The organism is Litorilituus lipolyticus, assembly GCF_006439335.1.
Taxonomy (GTDB): domain Bacteria; phylum Pseudomonadota; class Gammaproteobacteria; order Enterobacterales; family Alteromonadaceae; genus Colwellia; species Colwellia lipolytica.
In genome coordinates this window covers 179,312-201,099 of sequence record NZ_SAWY01000003.1, presented here as the reverse complement: position 1 = coordinate 201,099, position 21,788 = coordinate 179,312, and the positions used below count along the sequence as shown (strand labels likewise).

The 21,788-nt window shown below is 38.1% G+C and carries 20 protein-coding genes; 8 read left to right on the top strand and 12 right to left on the bottom strand.

Features of this window, described 5'->3' with window-relative positions; all coding sequences use genetic code 11:
* Positions 1-77: 77 nt before the first annotated feature.
* From EPA86_RS02320 to EPA86_RS02280, 9 genes are all read right to left on the bottom strand, one after another.
* Entirely contained in the window at positions 78-1,694 is a 1,617-nt protein-coding gene (locus EPA86_RS02320; RefSeq protein WP_140601452.1) for a nitrite reductase, read from the bottom strand.
* 110 nt (positions 1,695-1,804) lie between these two features.
* A complete protein-coding gene (cobA, locus tag EPA86_RS02315) occupies positions 1,805-2,668 on the bottom strand; it encodes a uroporphyrinogen-III C-methyltransferase (protein ID WP_140601450.1) in 864 nt (287 codons plus the stop codon).
* A gap of 109 nt (positions 2,669-2,777) precedes the next feature.
* A complete protein-coding gene (gene nirJ / locus EPA86_RS02310; RefSeq protein WP_140601448.1) occupies positions 2,778-3,998 on the bottom strand; it encodes a heme d1 biosynthesis radical SAM protein NirJ in 1,221 nt (406 codons plus the stop codon).
* 80 nt (positions 3,999-4,078) lie between these two features.
* Positions 4,079-4,624: a siroheme decarboxylase subunit beta gene (ahbB, locus tag EPA86_RS02305; protein ID WP_140601446.1), complete on the bottom strand. Its 546-nt coding sequence runs from the start codon at positions 4,622-4,624 to the stop codon at positions 4,079-4,081.
* A 33-nt stretch (positions 4,625-4,657) separates the two neighbouring features.
* The gene (locus EPA86_RS02300; RefSeq protein ID WP_140601444.1) at positions 4,658-5,128 is read right to left on the bottom strand and encodes an Lrp/AsnC family transcriptional regulator; all 471 of its coding nucleotides are present in this window, start codon (positions 5,126-5,128) and stop codon (positions 4,658-4,660) included.
* On the bottom strand, positions 5,121-6,203 hold the full coding sequence (ahbB, locus tag EPA86_RS02295; RefSeq protein ID WP_140601442.1) for a siroheme decarboxylase subunit beta: 1,083 nt from the start codon (positions 6,201-6,203) through the stop codon (positions 5,121-5,123). Before ahbB (EPA86_RS02295) ends, EPA86_RS02300 begins: the two co-directional genes overlap by 8 nt.
* A gap of 2 nt (positions 6,204-6,205) precedes the next feature.
* A complete protein-coding gene (locus tag EPA86_RS02290; protein ID WP_140601440.1) occupies positions 6,206-7,438 on the bottom strand; it encodes a cytochrome D1 domain-containing protein in 1,233 nt (410 codons plus the stop codon).
* Positions 7,439-7,477: 39 nt separating this feature from the next.
* Positions 7,478-7,864, bottom strand: a complete 387-nt coding sequence (locus tag EPA86_RS02285) for a c-type cytochrome (RefSeq protein WP_211664889.1) — start codon at positions 7,862-7,864, stop codon at positions 7,478-7,480.
* A 481-nt stretch (positions 7,865-8,345) separates the two neighbouring features.
* A complete protein-coding gene (locus EPA86_RS02280; protein ID WP_140601438.1) occupies positions 8,346-8,912 on the bottom strand; it encodes a bacteriohemerythrin in 567 nt (188 codons plus the stop codon).
* Positions 8,913-9,306: 394 nt separating this feature from the next.
* Between EPA86_RS02280 and EPA86_RS02275 the strand changes: the two genes are divergently transcribed.
* The 3 genes from EPA86_RS02275 to EPA86_RS02265 all read left to right on the top strand — a co-directional run bounded on the left by EPA86_RS02275 (position 9,307) and on the right by EPA86_RS02265 (position 13,722).
* Entirely contained in the window at positions 9,307-10,935 is a 1,629-nt protein-coding gene (locus EPA86_RS02275) for a cytochrome D1 domain-containing protein (RefSeq protein WP_140601436.1), read from the top strand.
* 227 nt (positions 10,936-11,162) lie between these two features.
* Positions 11,163-12,956, top strand: coding sequence for a NapC/NirT family cytochrome c (locus EPA86_RS02270; RefSeq protein ID WP_140601434.1), 1,794 nt, complete (start codon positions 11,163-11,165; stop codon positions 12,954-12,956).
* 157 nt (positions 12,957-13,113) lie between these two features.
* On the top strand, positions 13,114-13,722 hold the full coding sequence (locus tag EPA86_RS02265; protein WP_140601432.1) for an alpha-ketoglutarate-dependent dioxygenase AlkB family protein: 609 nt from the start codon (positions 13,114-13,116) through the stop codon (positions 13,720-13,722).
* Between the two features lie 7 nt (positions 13,723-13,729).
* On the opposite strand, the gene EPA86_RS02260 is transcribed toward EPA86_RS02265, so the two are convergent.
* Complete coding sequence (locus EPA86_RS02260; RefSeq protein WP_140601430.1) at positions 13,730-14,722, bottom strand: sensor domain-containing diguanylate cyclase; 993 nt, start codon at positions 14,720-14,722, stop codon at positions 13,730-13,732.
* A 230-nt stretch (positions 14,723-14,952) separates the two neighbouring features.
* Here EPA86_RS02260 and EPA86_RS02255 point away from each other — a divergent pair, with 230 nt between their 5' ends.
* On the top strand, positions 14,953-15,228 hold the full coding sequence (locus tag EPA86_RS02255) for a hypothetical protein (protein ID WP_246058214.1): 276 nt from the start codon (positions 14,953-14,955) through the stop codon (positions 15,226-15,228).
* Here the strand turns inward: EPA86_RS02255 and EPA86_RS02250 are convergent.
* Together EPA86_RS02250 and EPA86_RS02245 are read right to left on the bottom strand one after the other, a co-directional pair.
* A complete protein-coding gene (locus tag EPA86_RS02250) occupies positions 15,225-15,746 on the bottom strand; it encodes a hypothetical protein (protein WP_140601428.1) in 522 nt (173 codons plus the stop codon). The two genes, EPA86_RS02255 and EPA86_RS02250, sit on opposite strands and share 4 nt — an antisense overlap.
* Before the next feature lie 102 nt (positions 15,747-15,848).
* Complete coding sequence (locus EPA86_RS02245) at positions 15,849-17,129, bottom strand: multifunctional CCA addition/repair protein (RefSeq protein WP_140601559.1); 1,281 nt, start codon at positions 17,127-17,129, stop codon at positions 15,849-15,851.
* A 295-nt stretch (positions 17,130-17,424) separates the two neighbouring features.
* Between EPA86_RS02245 and EPA86_RS02240 the strand changes: the two genes are divergently transcribed.
* From EPA86_RS02240 to EPA86_RS02225, 4 genes are all read left to right on the top strand, one after another.
* A complete protein-coding gene (locus EPA86_RS02240) occupies positions 17,425-18,681 on the top strand; it encodes an HlyD family secretion protein (RefSeq protein ID WP_140601426.1) in 1,257 nt (418 codons plus the stop codon).
* 67 nt (positions 18,682-18,748) lie between these two features.
* Positions 18,749-18,913: a bacteriocin gene (locus tag EPA86_RS02235; protein ID WP_170309543.1), complete on the top strand. Its 165-nt coding sequence runs from the start codon at positions 18,749-18,751 to the stop codon at positions 18,911-18,913.
* Entirely contained in the window at positions 18,888-19,268 is a 381-nt protein-coding gene (locus tag EPA86_RS18280) for a class IIb bacteriocin, lactobin A/cerein 7B family (RefSeq protein WP_246058213.1), read from the top strand. Before EPA86_RS02235 ends, EPA86_RS18280 begins: the two co-directional genes overlap by 26 nt.
* A gap of 273 nt (positions 19,269-19,541) precedes the next feature.
* Positions 19,542-21,692, top strand: coding sequence for a peptidase domain-containing ABC transporter (locus EPA86_RS02225; RefSeq protein ID WP_281284849.1), 2,151 nt, complete (start codon positions 19,542-19,544; stop codon positions 21,690-21,692).
* Positions 21,693-21,788 lie beyond the last annotated feature (96 nt).

The window sequence follows — 21,788 nt, the reverse complement described above, 5'->3', positions numbered from 1 at the left end:
ATACATTAGAAAAATGCCCATGAAAGGGAGTTTCATGGGCATTTTAAGATCTATGGTTAATAGAATAAAACTGTTACTTAGTGACTTGTACCTTTTTCGTAGCTAATTTTATTAAAAACATTGTACTTGCCAGACGGCTTTTTCATCGGCATGCGGGTCACGATTTCCAGCGTATTAGCATCATAAACAATTAACTCACCATCCATATCCCAAACACTGAGCAATACGTACTTACCATCTTTAGTAAACTCTACATGAGCAGCATTTTTTCCGGGTGAAGGAGCTAAGGTTTTAACAATTTTTAATGTGCTTTTATCAATGACATGTACTTTGTCATTGTTAGGACCAAAGAATACATCTGTCCAAGCATAAGGCGAGTTGCTATGGCTACGCATAAAGAAACCTGGTCCTTCTGTTTTGATCTCTTTTATGACATTCCAGTCTTCCATATCGATAACGGTGATTTTGCCTTCCTTAATATTAGGTGAAGCAAATACTTCTTTATCTTTGTAATGCCAAGTAATGCCTGAGCCTAGGTGAGGCATGCCTGTTAAAGCAATAGAGGCAATTTTCTTTTTAGTATCTAAGTTAATGACTTGGCCATTATGATTATTGCGTGCAGTACCAATGAGGTTAATGTAATCAGGATCAAAGAAGAAATCATTTAAGTAATCATCGGTTTTAATACGACGCACAGGAAATTGCTCTTGAACTTTCCAGCCTTCAGCTTTAGCTTCATTTTTATAATCGTGCGCCCAACCTTTGTAAACCTCAACGCCGCCTTTATCAGAATAGGGGATTTCCCATACTTCTTTGACATCTTTTAATGCAACGATAAAGCTATAGCGTGGTGGAGCATTATAAACCGCGCTGACACGGGAGCTATTGCCTTCACTATCAACAGCATCAATTACCTTAATTGGTGATAAGTCATCAGCGTTTAGAATGACAACATTTTGAGGTAAGTAGTTGCCAACAATTAAGTATTTACCATCACTTGAAATAGCAATATTACGAGTGTTTATAGCGGCGCGTACTTCACTAACGGTTTTACGATTATAGATGTCATATTTACTTATCCAGCCATCGCGTGAAGCAAAATAAACAAACCTGCCATCTGGTGAGTACTTTGGACCACCATGTAAAGCAAAACGTGTTTTAAAGCGATCTAATCGCTCAAAAGTATCACCATTTAACAAGGTCGCACTGTGATCGCCTAACTCTACCACAATAAATAAATTCATTAAGTCGGCTTCAAATTGCGCCGTATTAGGTAATTTACTTTGATCAAAGTGCTGTACTTTAGAGGCGTTGATATCTGCCATTGTCCACTTAAGTGAAGCTTTAGACGGGGTATAGATATATTCAACTAAGCTGGCAATTTCACTCTTATTGAGTACTTGGCCAAAGGCAGGCATTTGGGTTGCCGCTCGACCTTTATTGATAACTTTGATTGCTTTTTTTTGACGAAAACGAGCAAGGTTTTCGGGTAATAAAGCAGGTCCCATCGCACCTAATCGGTCAACACCATGGCAACTTTGACAATGCACTTCATAGAGTTTTTCTGCTTTACTGTGGTCTACGACAGGTTTAGCTTTATTTGATAACTTATCAGCGCTATACGCATGACTGGATAAGGTGCACAGTGAAAGAAGAATGGTTAAGACGGAACGCGCGATTAAAGATGTTTTCATGGCAAGTCCTAGAAGGTGAACTTGCCTAAGGAGTTTAGGCAAATTCAATATGATTTATTGTTAATTTTAGAGCTTTGCTTTAGTAAGAAAGTGCTTAAAAAGTTAACTTGTTAAGCACTTTTTATTTCTTGAGCTTGAATATAATCATTGGCATCTAAAAAGCCCGGAGTAGATAACTGTTGCTCAGTTAACTGATTTACTACATCACCTATAACAATTAATGTGGGTGGAGTAATATTGTGCTTTTCAACGAGCTCAGCAAGATTGCCGATAGTACCACGATAGGTCTTCTGCTCTGGTTGTGTACCTTTTCTAATTAAAGCGGCTGGGGTATCTGCACCTCGACCATGTTCAATTAGCTTTTCTGCAATTTTAGGTAAGGTATTAATACCCATATAGAAAACAACAGTCTGTGTTGAGCTACTTAAGCTTGACCAAGGTAAATTAAGTTGACCATTATTTTGAATATGTCCTGTGATAAAAGTACAACCTTGAGCGACACCACGGTGTGTTAAAGGAATACCAGCGTATGTTGTGCATCCTGATGCTGCTGTAATGCCTGGGCAAATATGACAACTGACACCGCGTGCTAACATGAACTCAGCTTCTTCACCACCGCGACCAAATATAAATGGGTCTCCGCCTTTTAAGCGTAATACTTTTTTACCTAACTTGGCTTGTTCAACCAAGATTTCATTGATTCTATCTTGTGGAACACAGTGTTTAGCTTGCTCTTTACCTACGTAAAATTTTTCACAATCTTCAGGCAATAGCGCTAAAATTTCTTCACTTACTAAACGATCATAAATAGCGATTTCAGCTTGCTGAATAAACCGCATTGCTCGAATGGTTAATAATTCGGCATCGCCAGGACCTGAGCCAACTAGGGCAACTTCACCTTGGTTTAAGACAGACTTCCCTTTAGAAGTGATTTCCATGCCTTTAGATAAATCAGTATCTGCTATATTTGTCATTTCTTTGCTCTCGTTTTCTTGAACACGACCTGATTATTTTATCAGTTATCGTGATGAATTCTGTTAAATGCTCATTACTATTTTGACTAAGATAGTTTAAGTCGCACGATTAAAGTTCAACTAATGGAATTTCTTGAGTACTTAAAGCAATTTTCTCGCCATGAGTTAATATGCCAATCTCGTCATCATTCAAGTAACAGCCTGGATCTTCAGCCCATGCGTCTCCCGATTGCGCGAATGCTCGTGTGCGCGTATTACCGCCACAAATTGCTAGATGCTTACATTGAGCGCAGCGCCCCTTAACAGGGCGAGGACTTTCCCTAAAACCGAGCATTAATGGATCTTGTGTATCACGCCATACATCCGAAAATTTTTCAGTTTTAACATTTCCAATTGGATGGTTCCACCAATAGGTATCAGGGTGGATAGTACCGGTGTTATCAATGTTAGCAACATTGACACCACTTGCGTTACCGCCCCAGTTTACTAAGCGTTGTCGTAAATTCTCTACACATTCAGGGTAGTCTTTGCCAAACTTTTTAATCGCCCATTGAAGTAAAAATGGACCATCTGCATCATTGTTTCCGGTAACAAAGTCAGTTTCTATACCTTGAGAAATATGGGTCCAAGCACGCTCATAAAGCATTTCCATGGCGTCTTTAGTCATTTTGAACATGGCATCGTTTTCTGCATTACGCTTACCACGGCCTGAATAATTCAAATGAGACAGGTAGAATTTATCGACATTATTCTCTTCCATTAAATCTAACATGGCAGGTAAGTCAGCAAAGTTCTCACGAGTTAAACATAAGCGCATGCCAATTTTTATACCGGCTTCTTTACAAAGTTTAATGGCATGCATAGATGTTTTAAAGCTGCCTTTTTGACGACGAAACTCATCATGAAACTCTTCTAAGCCATCAATACTAATACCAACATATTGATAGTCGGCTGCCTTGATTTGCTCAATATTAGACTCATCAATTAAGGTGCCGTTAGTAGATAAGGCCACATAAAAGCCTTTCTCTTTGGCATAGGCTGTTATTTCGTAAATGTCAGGTCGTAGTAGTGGCTCACCACCAGACAGTATCAATACAGGGACATGGGCAACTTTTAAATCATCTATGGTTGCTTTAATTTGTTCTGTTGTTAATTCGTCTTTGAAATCAATATCAAGTGATGTTGAGTAACAGTGTTTACAACGTAAATTACAACGACGAATTAAGTTCCAAATGACTACCGGACCAGGCATTTTTCTTGATGGTTTTACTGGCTGGAAGTTAGCCATATCGTCATGTAACGTTTTTAATAATTGTGAAATTCTAAACATATTTCTACCTTGTGCTCTCTTTACTGACAACTGACTTTATGACTTGCAGCTTTTGCTAAGTATAGCCTTCAAAGGGCTAATTACGCCGTTTTGTCTTTTAATCTTAAACCAGTTTTTTTCAGTATTTCTGTGCTGGTTAACATATCATTACTTTGCGTAGGGATGTTTTGACTTGAATCATCATTGCGCTCTACTAGTACGTCTTTTAACAATTCTTTGATCTGGCTTCTTAACTGATGCATTTCTTCCGGTGTTTTACCGTGTACCATAGCAAATAAGTTGTAATTCCACTTGGGCAAGAAACGAGGTCTTAGATAGCAGTGGCTAACAAAGGGTAGATTACCCACCATTTGACCAAATTTTTCAGCATGCTCATCACTTATATCCCAAACAGTCATGCCATTGTACTGATAACCCAGTTTATAATGGTTTGGCACTGCAGCTACACGGCGAATAATGCCACGCTCCTGCAAATCTTTAGTCATTGATAATACTTGCTCTACGCTAATGTTTAACTGTTCTGCAACTGCGTGATACGGTTTGGCAACAAGAGGTAAACCCTTTTGTGTTGCAATGATGTATTCACGCTCTAGAGAGGTTAACGCTATATTGTTATTTTCTGACATACAATTCTCGGGTAACTGGTGTTGTGGTTAACGCTAAACTGGCAAATACAAGCCAACAAAAAACTCTTTGAGTTTAGGCACATTTAATACTTCTAGGCCGGTTTTTTCCTCAATGCCTTGTACAACTTGTTCAATTTCCTCGACTGACTCTGTGCCAATAACAAACCACATATTGTAGTAATGAGTACGTCGATAATTATGGGCAATTTGCTCAAAGCTATTCACTTGCTCAGTCACTTTAGCAAAGTCCTCTTCAGGAACCGCAAGAGCAGCAAGAGTGAAAGCACCACCTAGGTAAACAGCATCGAACATAGGGCCAAAGCGAGATAAAACTTTGCGCTCTTTTAAATCAACTAAGTGGGCAATCACTTCATCTTCAGTGCTATCGACTTGCTCAGCGACCTGTGCAAAAGGGCGCTCGCACACAGGTAAGCCATGCTGTAATAAATTAATGAGTTTTTTATCAAGTTCAGATAAAACGGCTACTTCTCTTCGCTTATCCATGAGCACGTCCTTTAGAGCGACCATATTTAGCACCGTTTTGTTTGTATGCTTTAAAGCTAAACAGCACATCGTGTTCAATATGAGTTAAGGCTAATGAAGCTCGAATTTGTTTGATTTGCTTGAGTACAACGTCTCGGTCTCTACCATGAATCATGCAAAATAAATTATAGGGCCAACCTTCACGGCGAGGGCGTTGATAACAAAGTGATACTTCAGGGCATTTGGCTAGTCTGTTTGCTATGCTGTCCATGTCTTCATTGGGCACATTCCACACTACCATGGCATTAGCATCAAAGCCTAAACTTCTGTGTTTAATCACTAAACCGAAGCGGCGAATTAAACCTTCATCTAACCATAAGGCAATTTGTTGATGAACCTGTTGCTCAGTGGCATTAATTTGTTCTGCAAGTACAGCATAAGGTGTGAGAACTTTAGGTAAACCTTTCTCAATGCCATTTCTTAATTGGCTTTTTTGGGTTTCACTTAGTTTTTCTACACCCGTTTGAGTTGCAATTGCTTGCTCTGTATCTAAGTGGTTACTATTTCTTAAAGCACTTTGCTGGTCAGTGATATTAATGCTAAAAGCTAAGTCAATATGATAAGACGCTTCCATTGGTAGCACTAAAACAGAATAACCCGTTAATGCTTCAATACGAGTAATGGTGTTGTTTAACGCAACAGGATCACTTGCTGTGACAACAAACCATAAGTTGTAATCGTGCTCGCGACCATAGTTATGATTTACTTGTTCAAATTGATTAACAATCCCTGCTACTTTATCCAGTTCCTCTTCAGGAACTGCAATAGCTGCTAGGGTGCTGGCTCCTGCTTTTTTGTGATCAAATACAGGGCCTATTCTTGAAATAATGTTTAGCTCATCGAGCCCTTGAATGGCTTCAAATATTTGTACTTCAATGTAGCTGTGCTCTGCAGTTGATAGCTTCTCAGCCATCATTTGATAAGGCTTTTCACACAGTGGTAAACCGCGTTGAAAGTTATTAATAATGTCTTGCTGCAACTGGCTGATTAAGGTGTTACTTTTTAAATCAAGCGGTAAAGATTGATGTATAGCCATAATTAAAGTCCAATATGGTGAGCACGGTTAGTAAAGAAAATGCCACTTGGGCTTTTCGACGGCATTGTTTTTAATAATTGCTGAGTCTTAGTGTCATATACGTGTATTTCATTACTGTCTCTAACTGACATCCATACATGCTCTCCTCGCGGAGTAAATTCCATATGCAACACCGCTGGGCCTGGTGTTAAGGTTTTAACCAGTTCGAAGGTTTCAGTGTTAAATACCTGTATTGTATTGTTGTCTGGGTAAGCAAAGTTTACCCAAATTTGACGATTATCAGGTTGTGCCATAACAAAAATCGGTTGGCTATGAGCTGGAATTTCAGCAACTTGTTGCCAAGTCTTCGTATTAACAACTAGCACTTTATGCTGACCAACAGCTGGCATAAAGGCATAGTCGCCTGCCATTGCCCAGCCCTCTAAATGTGGCATTTTATAAACAGGTAGTTTTTTATCACCTTTACCATAATCTTTTAAAATACGGGTGACACCTTTTTCCATGTGCCAAAGATCAAGTAATGCCATACCGTCTTCACCAAACAGGCCGGCAATATAATAACGACCGTCAGGGCTAATTAAGGCATCATAAGGGAAATAACCAATATCAGTGAATTTGGTTAACTTCATTTCTTCGCCAGCTTCTCTACCTGAGAAATCAGCGACCCAGATCTCATGACTATCAAATAAACTGAAAATGAAGCGATTGTTTGGCGCATCAACAAGGCCAACTACTTTTGAACGTACTTGGCTACCATCTTTATTTAATGGCTTTCCTTGAAGCACAGTGCTATCGATAATGGCAACTGTTTCTAATGTTTCACTATCAAACACTTTAACGCCACCGGGGGTATAGTTAGACACTGCAACAAGCTTACCATCTTGGCTAATAGCGCCACCAATGCTGTTGCCCGACTGAATAACACGGTTATCAATCTTGTCTTTTAAAATATCAATTTTAGTTAAACCACCATCACGACCGAAAACGTAGGCATAACGTTGATCGCGTGAGTAAACGATGGATGCATGAGATAAGTCACCTAATCCGTCTACCTCACTTAATATGGTTTTACTGGTGTGATTAACAATTTGTACTTGCCCTGTAGCACGTTCAATTATCACGCCCATATCGCCCGTTGCACGCAATGTTGTTTCTTGTTGCGCGGTATTAACACATGCAGTTAAAGCACTGCCTAGGATGAATGTGCTGGTTAGTTGAAGAAAGGCTTTTTTCATGTTTTATCCTTGATTAATAATGACGCTAAGCAGTTACTGCTATTTATCAGCAACTTTGCCTTCTTTTAATTGCTCGGCAATCCAAAGAGCTTCTTTTTCTGTTAATAGGCTTTTCCATGGAGGCATCGCTGTACTAGTACGTCCATGTAAAATGGTGTATTGCAAAAACGGTACGGTTTTACCTTCAAGGTTTTCTGGTAATAAGGCCGGACCTAATCCGCCTTTAAGGGTCATGCCATGGCATGAACCACAATCTTGCTTAACAATATGAGTTAGTGCTTTTTTACGCTCTGCAGTTAATGATTCGTTGGTATTGGTAGCATTGGCAAAAGCAGGCAAAGTTAAAATGGCTTGTGACAAAGCTAAAGTCGTTATTGCGACAAGCTGGGACATTTTCATTGTCGGTTTGTGTGATGCTGCTCTCATTTTTCATTTTCCAAACATATTTTTGCTTGGAAAAAATACTATCATTTCACTGTTTGTTATTTTTTGTTAAAGATCATGGTTTGAGAATTAATCACTGAGGTTTTTTGATATAAATCACATAATCGATATTTTGTTGCTTTTTGATTAGGCTGAAAGCTTAGAGAAAATACTAGGGACTGTTGAACTTTGTTTAATAATTTAGCTGAATAAGAAAATCGCCTCAATCAAAGCAAAATTATGTCGTTTAGTCATCTGAATTAGTTATTTTCATAGGTTGCCAGTTCTAGACGCAACCTAAATAGCTACATTGGTGTAGGTAACGCAGAGTTAGCGGATTTTAGACTCAGCCCATTGCTGAAGAATATCGACAAAGATCAATAGCTCCAATAAGTGAATTAATATATCGTGCAATAAAAAAGGGCTAATGTGATATTAACCCTTTTATTTACTTACTTTTTAATTTGGCTTTATACCAAAACTATTAGTTGATACCACGTTGATGTAAATGCTCAGTATATTGCTTATCAGTACCATTAATGTGGTTGATAAGCCAACCTTTTAAGAAATCGACAATTTCATTTAAAGAATCGTGGCCCTTTTCTTGGTACAGGCGAACAAAGCCTTCGACTTCAGCGATCATTTTTTCGTGCTGCGCTTTATGTGCTTCGAAATCAGGGTAATCATTGTCACTCATTAACTTCTCTTCGCGCTCAAAGTGGTATTTGGTATAACTCACTAATTCATCAAGGGCTTCTTTTTCAAATGTTTCGCTCATGGCGTAATCATAAGCAATGCTGAATTGGTTGAGTAAAGTGATCAATTTTTGATGATCTTGATCGATATGTGCGATCCCTACGCTATATTCTTCCTTCCATTCTATTTGATTTTTCCCTTCTGACTTCTTATTCATCAGCGGGATCATAATAAGTACGGCTATAAGGATCCAAGAGATTGGATTCGTTAAGCTAGATAGAAAACCTAAAAATATAGCGACCACGATGAGGCTAATCACTGCAGCATAAATTAAAGATTTGGTGCGATTGTTCATAAACAAGACCTTAATAAGATTGTGGTTAATTGATCTAAGATTGCGTTAATAATGGCGCTAAACACTGTGCATGTTAATTATTTTAATTTAAAAACTTTGATTTATTGACCTTGATCAAATAGTTCAGTCATTAATGGTTATTTTTTTTTAAACTTGATCTGAATCAGGTTCTTAAAAGCAAATTTGATTGATAGTTACAATTACTTACACAAAATTGGTTTTTTGTTCCTGTTTAGAGTTTAGGTAACTTTTCCAATTCTGTCTCGTTTAATGCTTATATCAGCTGACTTAGAAGAAGACTCTTAAATCTGCTGATATAAACATTAAAAAACAGGTAATTTGAAATTTAATTTACTTGTATAAAGCACTTAAAATAACATCTGGAGAGTAACCGATGAAAAAAGTAAAATATGGTCTTTCAGCACTGGGACTTGCAATTGGTATGGCTGCTACTGGTATGAGTATGTCAGTATCTGCTGCTAAGCCTACTTTGTCTGAAGCTGATTTTGAAAAAGCACAATTACACTACTTCCAACGCTGTGCAGGTTGTCATGGTGTTTTACGTAAGGGTGCAACAGGTAAAAACCTTGAGCCAAAAGCAATGCTTAAAAAAGGCCAAAAGCGTTTAGAGAAAATTATCGCTTTAGGTACTGAAGGCGGTATGAACAACTTTGATGATTTATTCAACAAACAAGAAATTGCTAACTTAGCAACGTTCATCCAAATGACTCCTCCTGTTCCACCGGAAATGTCTTTAGAGCAAATGCGTTCTCATACTAAAGAGTATGTAGCACTTAAAGATTACCCAACTAAGCCATTACACGGTTTAAACTGGAAAAACTTCTTCGTAGTTATCGAACGTGATGCAGGTAAAGCAGCTATCGTTGATGGCGACACTAAGAAAATTGTTACTCATATCAATACTGGTTACGCAGTACACGTAATTAAAGGTACTGAGCATCACAAGAAAGATCACGCGAAAGATGTTGGTCGTTTCTGGTACACAATCGGTCGTGACGGTAAAGTTAACAAAATCGATTTATGGCAAAAACCTGAGAAAATGTTAGTTGCTGAAACTAAAATGGCATATGACGCACGTGATATCGCTGTTTCAGGTGACGGTAAATACGTAATCGCTGGTGGTTACTGGCCTGCTCACTTCGTTATCATGGATGCTGAAACGTTAAACCCACTTAAAGTTGTTTCAACTCGTGGTTATAACACTAAAGGTGAATTCATTAACGAAGCTCGTGTAGCAGCTATCTACACTGCACCAAATGAATCAGCATTCATCGTTGCTGTTAAAGAAACAGGTAAAATGTTACAAGTTGACTACTCTGACTTAGACAACTTAACAATTACTGCAATTGAGTCAGCTGAATTCTTACATGATGGTTTCTTTGACCCTTCAGGTCGCTACTTCCAAATCGCTGCTAACGCATCAAACAAAATGGTTGTAGTTGATACTAAAGACGCTAAGTTAGAGAAGATGATTGAAGTTGACAGCTTACCTCACCCAGGTCCAGGTGCTAACTGGGTTGATAAAGAGTGTGGTCCAGTTGGTGGTACTACTCACTTAGGTGTTGGCTTAGTATCTGTTTGGGGTAATGATCCAATCAATCGTCCTGAGCAAGCTTGGAAACTTTGTTACGAAGTTGAAACTGACGGTGCTGGTGTATTCATCCGTACTCACGAAACTTCAGACTACGTATGGGCTGACCAACTTAAGCATCCAGAGCCAGAAGTTCAACAATCAGTACAAGTTTTCGATAAGAAAACTCGTGAAATTGTTAAAACTATCCGCGTAACTGAAGAGCCAGGTAAAGCAGCACTTCACATGGAATTCAACGCAGATGGTTCTGAGGTTTGGGTTTCTGTTTGGAACCGTAAAGATAACAAGAACCCAACTGGTGAAATCGTAGTATACGATGCAAAAACTCTTAAAGAGAAAGCACGTATTAAAGGTTTAACTACACCAACTGGTAAGTTCAACGTTTATAACCGTATAAACCACAAAACCTAGTCTATAGTATTTAAAGCCAACTTACTTCAAGTTGGCTTTTATAGCTAGTAAAGGGCATGGCGGATGCCATGCCCCTTTTACATTTAGGATGAATGTAAGTTCTTAAGACAAGGTGTCAAAAAATTGGTTAAAGCAATGGGTATTAGATGTGTCAAGGTTGACAGCTAGCACAGTGACTTTTAATCATTACACGTTAATTCTTATACATTAACAATCACGAGTTCATTATGGCAAATAACACATTTACAAAACCTAGCTTCTGGTCACGCAGACTTGTACTGGGTACTACCGTTGCCGGTGCCGTTATCTTTTTCGTTGTGGGTATTATGTTTTGGGGTGGATTTAACACCGCAATGGAAGCCACAAACACCACAGAATTTTGTATTGGCTGTCATGAAATGGAAGCCAATGTTTATCAAGAATATACGCCTACTATTCATTACTCTAACCGAACTGGTGTAAGAGCAGGCTGTCCAGATTGTCACGTACCAAGGCCGTGGATACATAAAATTGTACGTAAGATTCAAGCATCAAGAGAAGTTTTCTTTTGGTTGACCGGAAAAATCGATACGAAAGAAAAATTTGAAGAACATCGTTTCGATTTAGCGCAAAATGTTTGGAAAGCGATGAAAGATACTGACTCAAGAGAATGTCGTAACTGTCATAACTTTGAATCAATGAATCCTGAATTCCAAAAACCTCGCGCACGTAAACAACATTTAAATGCCTTTGAAACAGGTCAAACGTGTATCGATTGTCATAAAGGTATTGCTCATACTGATGTAAGACATAAATTAAGTGATGAACAATTAGAATCGATTGAAGCGCCAAACCCTGAGTTTATTCGTGAAGTGCCTCAAGCATATAAAGATGGTTTAGCTCGTGTCGAAGCAAAAGAAGCAGCTGAAGCAGCTAAGCTTAAAGCTGACAAAGTGGCTGAAAAAGCGAAAGTTGAAGAGAAAATTAAAGCAGCTGTAGCAAGTGCTTTAGCAAGCTCTGGTGCAAGTGGTGGTGCGAGTGCTGATAGTGCAGGCTCTGCTTCTTCAACAGGTGCAAGTAATATCAACGTTGATTGGGGTAAAGCTAACTCAACTGATATTGGTGTATTCTACCCAGGTACCGCGTCAATTGAGTGGATACTAGGTCGCAACCACGGTGGTAAACGTGCCTTTAGTAAAGGTGATCGCTGTTTAGAATGTCACAGTGAAGAAATTGCAGATATTGGTAACCTTATTGTTTCAGGCGAAAGTGAAAAAGACTTAGAGCCAAATCTGATCCCCGGCAAACGTGGTGCATTCGATGTAACTATTGACGCAACTCACGACGACGAAAACTTATACCTACGCTTTAGCTGGGCTGATGGTGACCATGCACCTGTACCATTTGTTGATGGTGGTAAAATGGACCCAGAAAACCCAATGAAGTTAGCCTTTATGATTGCGACTGATGAAGCGGAATACGCTGATAGAGCTGGTTGTTGGGGAACGTGTCATGCGGATGCTAACACTATGCCTTTTGCTCCAGAGATGGACACTTTAAAAGGCAGCGATTTAGCTAAGCGTTTAGACTTTAATTCTGGTGTGACTAAGTATGTTAAAGAATCTCGTACTAAGTTAGAGCTGAAAGGTCGTCGTGGCAAAGCTTTAGGTGGCTGGGATAAGCTTAAAGGTGACGATGAAATCAAAGCTGCACAAGATGGTAATCAATATATGGACTTAGTACGCTATAGCTCGGGTACTAAGAAAGTTGAAGATGGCCAAATTCTAGCAGAGCGTAGTATGCACGGTGGTCAAGGTGCTGAAGTTGAAGCATCACTTAATGGTGGCACTTGGTCTGTGATTGTTAAGCGTAAACTAAAATCTGACAAAGCTGGCGATGTGAGCATTGAGGCAGGTAAAGTTTATAACTTTGGTTTTGCAATCCATGATGATTATTCAAGCGCTCGTTACCATCATGTATCATTTGGTTATAAATTAGCCTTAGATAATGATGAAGCAGAAGTGAATGCTATTAAACAATAAACAGCTTTTGGGTTAGCTAATCTAGCGGCAAAATAAAGCGTTTAATGTACAAAGCCTAGCAAACGAACTCCCATCCGTTTGCTAGGCTTTTTTATAGGTGAATATCTGTGTGATATTAGGGTAAAATCATACCAAGAAGATCTAATTGGCCAAAAGAATGGACCTATTTTCACAAGAGCTTACCTCTCCAATCAATATATTGCCCCAAGATGGCATCGTTTATTACTATGGTGAGGTAATGGAGCAATTAGACGCGCAAAAGTCATTTGAGCAGCTTTTTACTCAATTACCTTGGCAGTGTGATCAAGCCGTTGTTATGGGAAAATTGATTTCAACGAAGCGAAAAGTGGCTTGGTTTGGTGATGATCCTTTTCAATACACCTATTCTCAGGTAACCAAGCAGGCGTTACCATGGGCAGAAGACTTACTCTTGTTGAAAGTATTAGTTGAAGAAAAAACAGGGGAGCACTATAACTCGTGTTTAGTCAATCTTTACCATAGTGGTGAAGAGGGGATGGCTTGGCACAGTGATGGTGAAAAAGACCTTAAAAAAGAAGGGGCAATAGCTTCACTAAGTCTAGGCGCAGAGCGTAAATTTTCCTTCAAACATAAAGAAAATAAGCAGGTTGTCTCGCTAACATTAAAACAGGGGAGTTTGCTCGTTATGAAAGGTGTTACTCAACAATGTTGGTTACATCGATTACCGCCGAGCAAAAAAGTGACAGAGCCTAGGATCAACTTAACCTTTAGAACGATTGTTCGATAACTGAAAGTTAATCTTCTAGATTAACATCAATAACGATAGACCTATTTCTACCTTGAGCTTTAGCATGGTATAAAGCCTTATCAGCAAATTTTATTAGCTCAACTTCAGCGCTCGAAGCTTGAGGGACGAGCGCAGCAACGCCAATACTTATGGTTAATCGTTGTTCTGGTAAGTGGCAAACTTTTGTTGCTTGATGACTAATACCTAGCTGGTAAACATCATTTCTGAGCTTTTCTGCAATTTCCAGGGCAACAGATTGATTAGTTGCACTAAGGATGATTGCAAACTCTTCCCCACCAAAGCGGGCATGAAAGTCATTTGGTCGATTCGCATAACCACCATTAGCGAGTAATTTACTTAATCTTTTGAGACAACTGTCACCTAAAACATGACCGTAGTGATCGTTGTATTCCTTAAAAAAATCTACATCAATCAATAACAGGGCTAATGGGATCTGTTCCCTTTTTGAGAATTTCCATTGCTGTAATAAATGCTCGTCAAAAGCACGACGATTAGGAATATTGGTTAATCCATCCGTTGAAGCAATTTTGCTTAATTGATCATTAGCGAAGCGTAAATTGGCTTCTGTTTCTTTAAGGCAAGTAATATCGTGTCCTATGCCCAAAATACCGATAAGTTTGCCGCTGGTATCATACATGGGAGCTTTGGTTGTTTTAAGATAAACTTTTTTATCAATGCCGGCATAGGATATCCACTCTTCATTTACTGTAGGACAGTCACGATTAAGTGCATTAATGTCGTGCTCTCTAAAGAAATTGGCTAGGTCTTTATCGACAAAATCATAATCAGTTTTACCAATAATTTCATTTTCTTTAGCACCGAAGAATAACTCAAACTCATGATTACAATATAAATAGTAACCATTAGGGTCTTTCAACCAAATTAAATCTGCCAGTGTATTGAGTAGTACTTTGAAGTTATTATCTTGCGCTAAGATATTATTTGTTAATTTGACATCTATGTCTGTAAATCTGTTCATCGTTGGCGCTCAAAAAATATTGGAGAGGTAATTTCTTACCGACCTTATTTTGACTGACTTAGGTACAAGGTAATCGTGTTCAGCTAAAACAACATGAATTGATTGAAAAGTGAATAATATTATCACTCACTATATCTCTAAGAATAACATACCTTAAAGGGATTGTTTGATTATCTATTTAGGTAAAACATTATTGTGAATAAGTTAAGAGCAAAAAGCTGGCGCAATTTATGCTCTTAATTTCAGTAACTACTAAGTTACTGCATGATAATGTGCGGTTAAGGTTTATCGATATGACAACGTCAAGACAACGAAGCTATTTATTACATGTAAATCGCTTAGTAATTTATCTTGTGAGCTTGATTGGCCTACTTTGGGATGTGAATATCGCTTATATTGTCGCTTTGACACTATGGATCTGGTTGCCTCAATGCTTACAACTTGAATTAGCCGTTATTAAGTCATTGAAGCAACATGTCTTGTCAATTGAGAGAAGATCACATTAAGCGCTTAAGTGTAAATAACTACCATTAGGTTCTTGTGATGTTTGGTTATACAAATCAACTCGCATTTGCTTATCGTTAGGTGAGTTATTTTCAATGCTATATAGTGTCGGTCGCCCTATTGATGGCATATCTTCAATGGGGCCTCTCACTTGCTTATGTAAGTCCAACATTAATGAATACATGTCTGTTAAGGTTCCGACAGCATTAAAACTATCAGAGTCTTTCGAATCGTCATGGCTTGATTGTAAGTAAATATCTAATAGCTTTTGTTGTTGCTCATAATAAGCTTGAGTTAAGGTAATGTCCTTAGCAACTTGATAATTAGATTTAATATTTTCAACTTGTTCTGCATGTTTTTCAGTAAAACTTTCTTGCACACTGCTCTTTTGCTCAGGGGATAAATTACTACCTTTTACCATGGAGTTAGCATTATGGAAGTTTTCCATTAACTGTTGTTCACGGGTGTTGGTTGGGTAATATTGACTACCTGTAGTTGATGTAATTGTGGGAATTGTCATGGCACTATCCTCCGTCTTTGACTCTAGTAATAGTGTAACGAGTGTCATGAAAAAGGATGTTGTTGTTTGTAAACTAAACGCAATTAATTGCTACGACGGAGCTTAGCCGATGTCGGTAGCAACATTGTGAAAATTCTGCTGTACCTCTTCAATGGCGTTAAGCCTTGCTTTAGCTATAGCGTTTTTAATTTCCACACCTACAAGTCCTTGCTTAACAAATTCCTTAGCAGTAACTGATGATGCAGCTTGCATTACGGCAAATAAAAACTGCTCTTGAGGGTAGGGACGGTTTTCAAAATGTAGCCTGCCAAGAAAATCTGCTTTGCAAGCGATAACAAAGGCCTCAAATTCTTCGGGCTTACGCCAAACATCAAGGTGATTAAGCACTTTTAATAGTGTAGAAGCTTTTAATTCAAAAGCTTTATGACTATGTAAATGATATTCACAGACTTTCAACGCGAGTTGTTTGTATTGGTTGGGGATTTTTAGCTTTTTACATATGCTTTCAACAAGGGGGAGCCCGGATTTTTCATGACCATGATGACTTGGCCATTTGGTGTTAGGCGTTAACCCTTTACCTAAGTCATGACAAAGTGCGGCAAATCGAATAATCGTTGAGTTTTGCTTAATGCTTGGGCTAGCTGATTTAGTGGTTAACTGTACCGCTTGCTGTAGCACCATCATCGTATGCACACCACTGCAAATTTCAGGATGCCATTTCTCAGGGTTAGGTACGCCCCATAAGCGATGTAGTTCAGGCCAAAGTGCCTCTAGTGCATGACATTTCAATAATACCTCAAAGAATACTTCGGGGTTTTCCTCATCTAGGCTGCGATGCATTTCTTGCCACACACGCTCTGCAGTTAATGTACTGAGTTCGCCACTTAAACTAATTTGACTCATTAAATTAAGTGTTTCATCGGCAATGGTAAAACCGTATTGATGATACCTTGCCGCAAAACGAGCAACTCTGAGTACACGAAGAGGATCCTCAATAAATGCATCACTTACATGACGAAGTATTCGGTTTTCAAGATCTTGTTGCCCCTGATAAGGATCAATAATCTGGCCTTGTTCATCCATCGCCATAGCATTAACGGTCAAATCTCGTCTAATGAGATCTTCTTCAATGGTCACATCGGGCGCTGCGTAACAAGTAAAGCCGGTATAACCTTGGCCTTGCTTACGCTCAGTACGCGCTAAGGCATATTCTTCTTTGGATTTAGGATGCAAAAATACAGGGAAATCTTTACCGACCTGTTGAAATCCTAGGGCGAGCATTTGATCAACGGTCGCGCCAACCACTAAATGATCTTTATCTTTAACTGGTCTGTTTAATAATTTATCGCGTACAGCGCCGCCAACTAAATAAGTATTTAGTATTAAGTGCTGTTGTGAAGTATCACAATTGCGTTTACGTTTATTAGGATCGGTTGTTAACAAAGAATCACCTTTTCGTACTGCTTGTATTTTAGTTTACCATATATCATAACCGACATGGTAAATTGACCAAACATCAGAATATTAAAAACTGTAGTACACCTTTTGTAACTATCAGAAATATATTGATATAAATCAAAACATTTATTAATTTCTGGTTGACCACTAAAGTTATAGGTGTTTTAATTATATTATGATATACAGTATACCCATGCAGAGTCATTAACAAGGAAGTATTTTGACACTCTTTAGAAAGGAAGCTATCTCAAATCAGAGTGAACGTTTAACGGGCACTATAACTTTAGCTCAACCACTCTCTATCAAATTAATAGTATTTATTTTAGTGACCATCGCTGTTGCAATAGTGGGTTTCCTATTTAATGCTGAATACTCTCGAAAAGAAACTGTACGTGGTTTTCTCATGCCAAATAAAGGTGTGATTAAAAGCTTTGCTAATCAAGGTGGAACCATTGATAAACTTTGGGTTAGAGAAGGTGCACAAGTCAAGAAAGGTCAAGCGTTAGCAACCGTTATTGTAAAGCAACATAATACCAAAGGTGTCGATTTAAGCGCTCAACTTGTTGGGCAACTAAATGCTCAATCTAATTTGATCGATGATGAGATAATTCAACATACAGCATTGCAAAAACAAGAATTAGTTAACTTACAAGTACAGCATATTTCATTAGAAAATGAGAAAACAGCGTTAAATAGTCAATTGATACTAGCTGAAGAGAAATTATTGCTTTTGACAGAACAACAGCATGATTTTAATGTGTTAAACAAAAATGGCTTTCTCTCTAGCCTTGAAAGGGAACGTCAACAACAAGCTTTGCTTGAAGCAAAGCAAGAAAAACAGAATATTGCAAGGTTATTACTTCAGCAACAAAATCAATTAAATACGGTTGCATTCAATATTAGCAACTTACCACAGCAATATGCCTTACGGATAAATAGTTTAAAAAGGCAGCAGGCTGACATTCAACGACAGCTAGCACAAGTACAGAGTAATTATCAGTATACTATTACGGCGAGTCATGATGGTTCAATTGCTGGAATTCAAGTGGTAGAAGGTGAAACATTATCTCAAACCAAAGCGCAATCAAAACCTTTATTACATATTATCCCCAAAGGCTCTGAGCTTATTGCTGAGTTATTATTGCCAACACGATCTGCTGGCTTTGTCAAAATGGGTAATGAAACTCGTTTAAGGTTTGATGCATTTCCCTATCAGCGTTTCGGTTTTATAAAAAGTGAAATTGTCCGTATTGATCAAACATTAATCATTCCGAATGAAGTTCAGTTACCTGTTTCACTGCAAGAGCCTGTTTATAGGTTGCGCGCAAAACTGAATCAACAACAAGTGCAAGCTTATGGTAAAGCATTTAACTTAAAGAGTGGCATGCTATTTGAGGCCGATATTATGCTTGAACAACGTACACTTATAGAGTGGTTGTTAGAGCCGATATATAGTTTACATGGGCGAGTTAGTTAATTACCGTTCAAATCAATGAAAAAAATAATAAATCTATTTAATGTTTTTTAACACAAAGGAGAATGAAATGCGTGAATTAAATAAAAATGAACTTTCTTTAGTTAATGGTGGAACAGATGATAGAGCGCCAATTACTAAAGAAATAACACTTGGAATGGATTATCCTAGCTGGATTAGTACTGTGGGAGAGTATTTAGATTGGTTATATGGCGGCACTAGAGGTCAAAACTAATTTTAAGAGAATTGGCTGGTTTGACTCTTTAAGCGGAAATCAAACCAGCCTATTAACCGTCATAAGCGATATTGCTTATGACAATCAACTACCGACAAAAGTCGGACACAATATGGAGTATAACAGAATGCGTGAATTAAACGTAAATGAAATTGAGCAAGTGAATGGTGGTGTAGGGAGTCTTGTTATATTAGGCGTTGTAGGCGCTAGAGCTATTTATACAGCTTATAGAACGAATGCTGCTTTTAGAAGTAGTGTTAATAAAGCTGCCCAATGGGTTGCTAGCTCTATTGCGGGAGGTTATTTTTACGAAAAAGCTGCTGAGATGGCTGCTGGTGAGGCTGGTGTTAATTAAAGTTTTACTGAGTTCGATATGCTAAATATCGAACTCACACAAAGGAGGAGTGGATGTACAAGGCTAAACTTTTAATGTTGTCTTTTTTATTTGGTATATATTTCAAAAGCTGCGGAATGAACTATATATCTGTAGTTATAATATCTTTACTTTGTGTAATTGGTTTAGAGACTATTTTCAAAAAAGTGGAACAATTCAGAGAGCCTAACAAGTGAGCTGATACCTGAAAAGTTGTACGGGGATGATTAATTATTTTTTGCGTGAGATCTTTGTTTGTTAACAAGTAAATTAGAGTTTGAGTTACATAAAACTATTCCGGTTCTTCTACAATCAGGAATGGCCGAATGCGGCCTAGCCTCTATGGCTATGGTGGCAAGTTATTATGGTCATCAATTGGACATGCCTGCAATGCGTAAGCGCTTTTCAGCAAGCCTCAAAGGCATGAACTTACAACAATTGATTGAGTTGGGCGATAGCTTAGGTTTGGCAAGTCGGGCATTGCAGTGTCCTATTGATGAAGTACATAAACTACAAACGCCTTGTATTTTGCACTGGGATATGAATCATTTTGTGGTGCTCACAAAAGTGTCTGGTAAAGGGCGTTCAGCCAAGTATTTTATTAATGATCCTGCTGTAGGAAAGCGTAGTTTAACGTCAGAGGAGTTTGGTCAGCATTTTACTGGTATTTGTTTAGAGTTAACGCCAACTAAAAAGTTTGAAGTACAAGAAGAAAAAGCGAAAATGAAATTTTCGCACCTTTGGAGTGCAATTTCGGGTCTGAAATCGGGCTTGATAAAATTGATAGGCTTATCCATCGTTTTACAGTTGTTTGCATTATTAATCCCTTATTATATGCAGTGGGTAGTTGATGAGGTTCTAGTCAGTTATGATGAGTCATTATTAACGGTATTAGCACTTGGCTTTGCCTTTATTGCGATTATTTCAGTAATCACCAATGCAGTTCGAAGTTGGTTAATATTGAGGCTATCTAGCTTGCTGAATATGCAAATGGGGGTAAACTTACTAAGACATTTACTTCGCCTACCAATGAATTATTTCGAATCCCGTCATGTTGGTGATATTGTTTCGCGTTTTGGCTCGCTTGCACAAATTAGAGAGCGTATCACTACTGGCTTTGTTGAAACTTTAGTTGACGGCATCATGGCGATAACTGTATTGATAATGATGAGCCTATATTCATTAAAACTTACGGCGATAGTTTTAGCTGCCATTGCTTTATATACCATAGTGCGTTTAGCTTTATATCGTCCGCTACACCAAGCGACAGAAGATTTAATTCAAAACTCAGCTAAAGAGCAATCAAACTTTTTAGAAAATATACGTGGTATGCAAACTATCAAGCTTTTTGGTAATGAATCTCAACGACAAGGTATATGGCAAAATCGTTATGCCGAAGTGATTAACAGTGAGATTCGCTTAGGACGATTAAATATTAGCTTTGATTCATTTAACAAACTGTTATTTGGTTTAGAAAATGTGTTAGTTATTTATTTTGCAGCAACCATGGTGATGGCAAATAGTTTGTCTGTTGGCATGGTGTTGGCCTTCATTGCCTATAAAGGCCAGTTAACCAATCGCTTTGCGAATTTAATTGAGCAAATAATTCAGTTTAAGATGATGCGATTACATTTAGATCGTATTGCTGATATCGCGTTAACTAAGCAGGAAGCGAACAGGGATGGAGAAGCAACATCTCATTCAAGTGGTGACTCTCAACTTAATGGCCAATTAACACTAGAAAATATTTGCTTTGCCTATGCAGAGGATGAAGCATTAATTCTTGATAATGTTAGCTTATCGATAAAAGTAGGCAGCTCTATTGTTATAACAGGCCCATCAGGCAGTGGTAAAACTACATTGATGAAAATTATGCTGGGGTTATTGCAACCGACATCAGGTAAAGTATTACTCGATGGAAAAGATATTACTCATATTGGCTTAAAGCATTATCGCAAAAAAATTGCAGCGGTTATGCAGGATGATACTCTCTTAACTGGCTCTATCGCAGACAATATTAGTTTTTTTGATCCTCAGCCAAATTATTTAAAAATAGAACAATGTGCTCATTTGACTGCAATACATGATGATATTAATAAAATGACCATGGGCTATAACTCATTAGTAGGTGATATGGGATCAAATTTATCTGGTGGTCAAGTTCAACGCATACTACTTGCTCGCACTTTATATCAAACGCCGTGTGTACTATTTATGGATGAAGCGACAAGTCATTTAGATAAAGACAATGAAATTAAGATCAGTGAGCAAATTAAGCATCTATCGATGACACGAATTATGATTGCCCACCGACAAGAAACGATTAATATGGCAGAAAATGTCTATCTTCTAGAAAAAGGGACATTAATTAATTTGACAGAAGCAATAACTGAATCAGCAGGATAAAGTGGTATTATAAAGATAGAAGATTTTTAATGCTGGAGTTATTGCAATGATTTTCAGTAATTATTTCATTAGACATCTTAGCGGCAACAGGGTAGT

Coding starts and splice junctions, on each gene's coding strand:
- EPA86_RS02320 (WP_140601452.1), bottom strand. CDS start 1,694: ATGAAAACATCTTTAATCGCGCGTTCCGTCTTAACCATTCTTCTTTCA.
- cobA (WP_140601450.1), bottom strand. CDS start 2,668: ATGACAAATATAGCAGATACTGATTTATCTAAAGGCATGGAAATCACT.
- nirJ (WP_140601448.1), bottom strand. CDS start 3,998: ATGTTTAGAATTTCACAATTATTAAAAACGTTACATGACGATATGGCT.
- ahbB (WP_140601446.1), bottom strand. CDS start 4,624: ATGTCAGAAAATAACAATATAGCGTTAACCTCTCTAGAGCGTGAATAC.
- EPA86_RS02300 (WP_140601444.1), bottom strand. CDS start 5,128: ATGGATAAGCGAAGAGAAGTAGCCGTTTTATCTGAACTTGATAAAAAA.
- ahbB (WP_140601442.1), bottom strand. CDS start 6,203: ATGGCTATACATCAATCTTTACCGCTTGATTTAAAAAGTAACACCTTA.
- EPA86_RS02290 (WP_140601440.1), bottom strand. CDS start 7,438: ATGAAAAAAGCCTTTCTTCAACTAACCAGCACATTCATCCTAGGCAGT.
- EPA86_RS02285 (WP_211664889.1), bottom strand. CDS start 7,864: ATGAGAGCAGCATCACACAAACCGACAATGAAAATGTCCCAGCTTGTC.
- EPA86_RS02280 (WP_140601438.1), bottom strand. CDS start 8,912: ATGAACAATCGCACCAAATCTTTAATTTATGCTGCAGTGATTAGCCTC.
- EPA86_RS02275 (WP_140601436.1), top strand. CDS start 9,307: ATGAAAAAAGTAAAATATGGTCTTTCAGCACTGGGACTTGCAATTGGT.
- EPA86_RS02270 (WP_140601434.1), top strand. CDS start 11,163: ATGGCAAATAACACATTTACAAAACCTAGCTTCTGGTCACGCAGACTT.
- EPA86_RS02265 (WP_140601432.1), top strand. CDS start 13,114: ATGGACCTATTTTCACAAGAGCTTACCTCTCCAATCAATATATTGCCC.
- EPA86_RS02260 (WP_140601430.1), bottom strand. CDS start 14,722: ATGAACAGATTTACAGACATAGATGTCAAATTAACAAATAATATCTTA.
- EPA86_RS02255 (WP_246058214.1), top strand. CDS start 14,953: ATGCTCTTAATTTCAGTAACTACTAAGTTACTGCATGATAATGTGCGG.
- EPA86_RS02250 (WP_140601428.1), bottom strand. CDS start 15,746: ATGACAATTCCCACAATTACATCAACTACAGGTAGTCAATATTACCCA.
- EPA86_RS02235 (WP_170309543.1), top strand. CDS start 18,749: ATGCGTGAATTAAATAAAAATGAACTTTCTTTAGTTAATGGTGGAACA.
- EPA86_RS18280 (WP_246058213.1), top strand. CDS start 18,888: ATGGCGGCACTAGAGGTCAAAACTAATTTTAAGAGAATTGGCTGGTTT.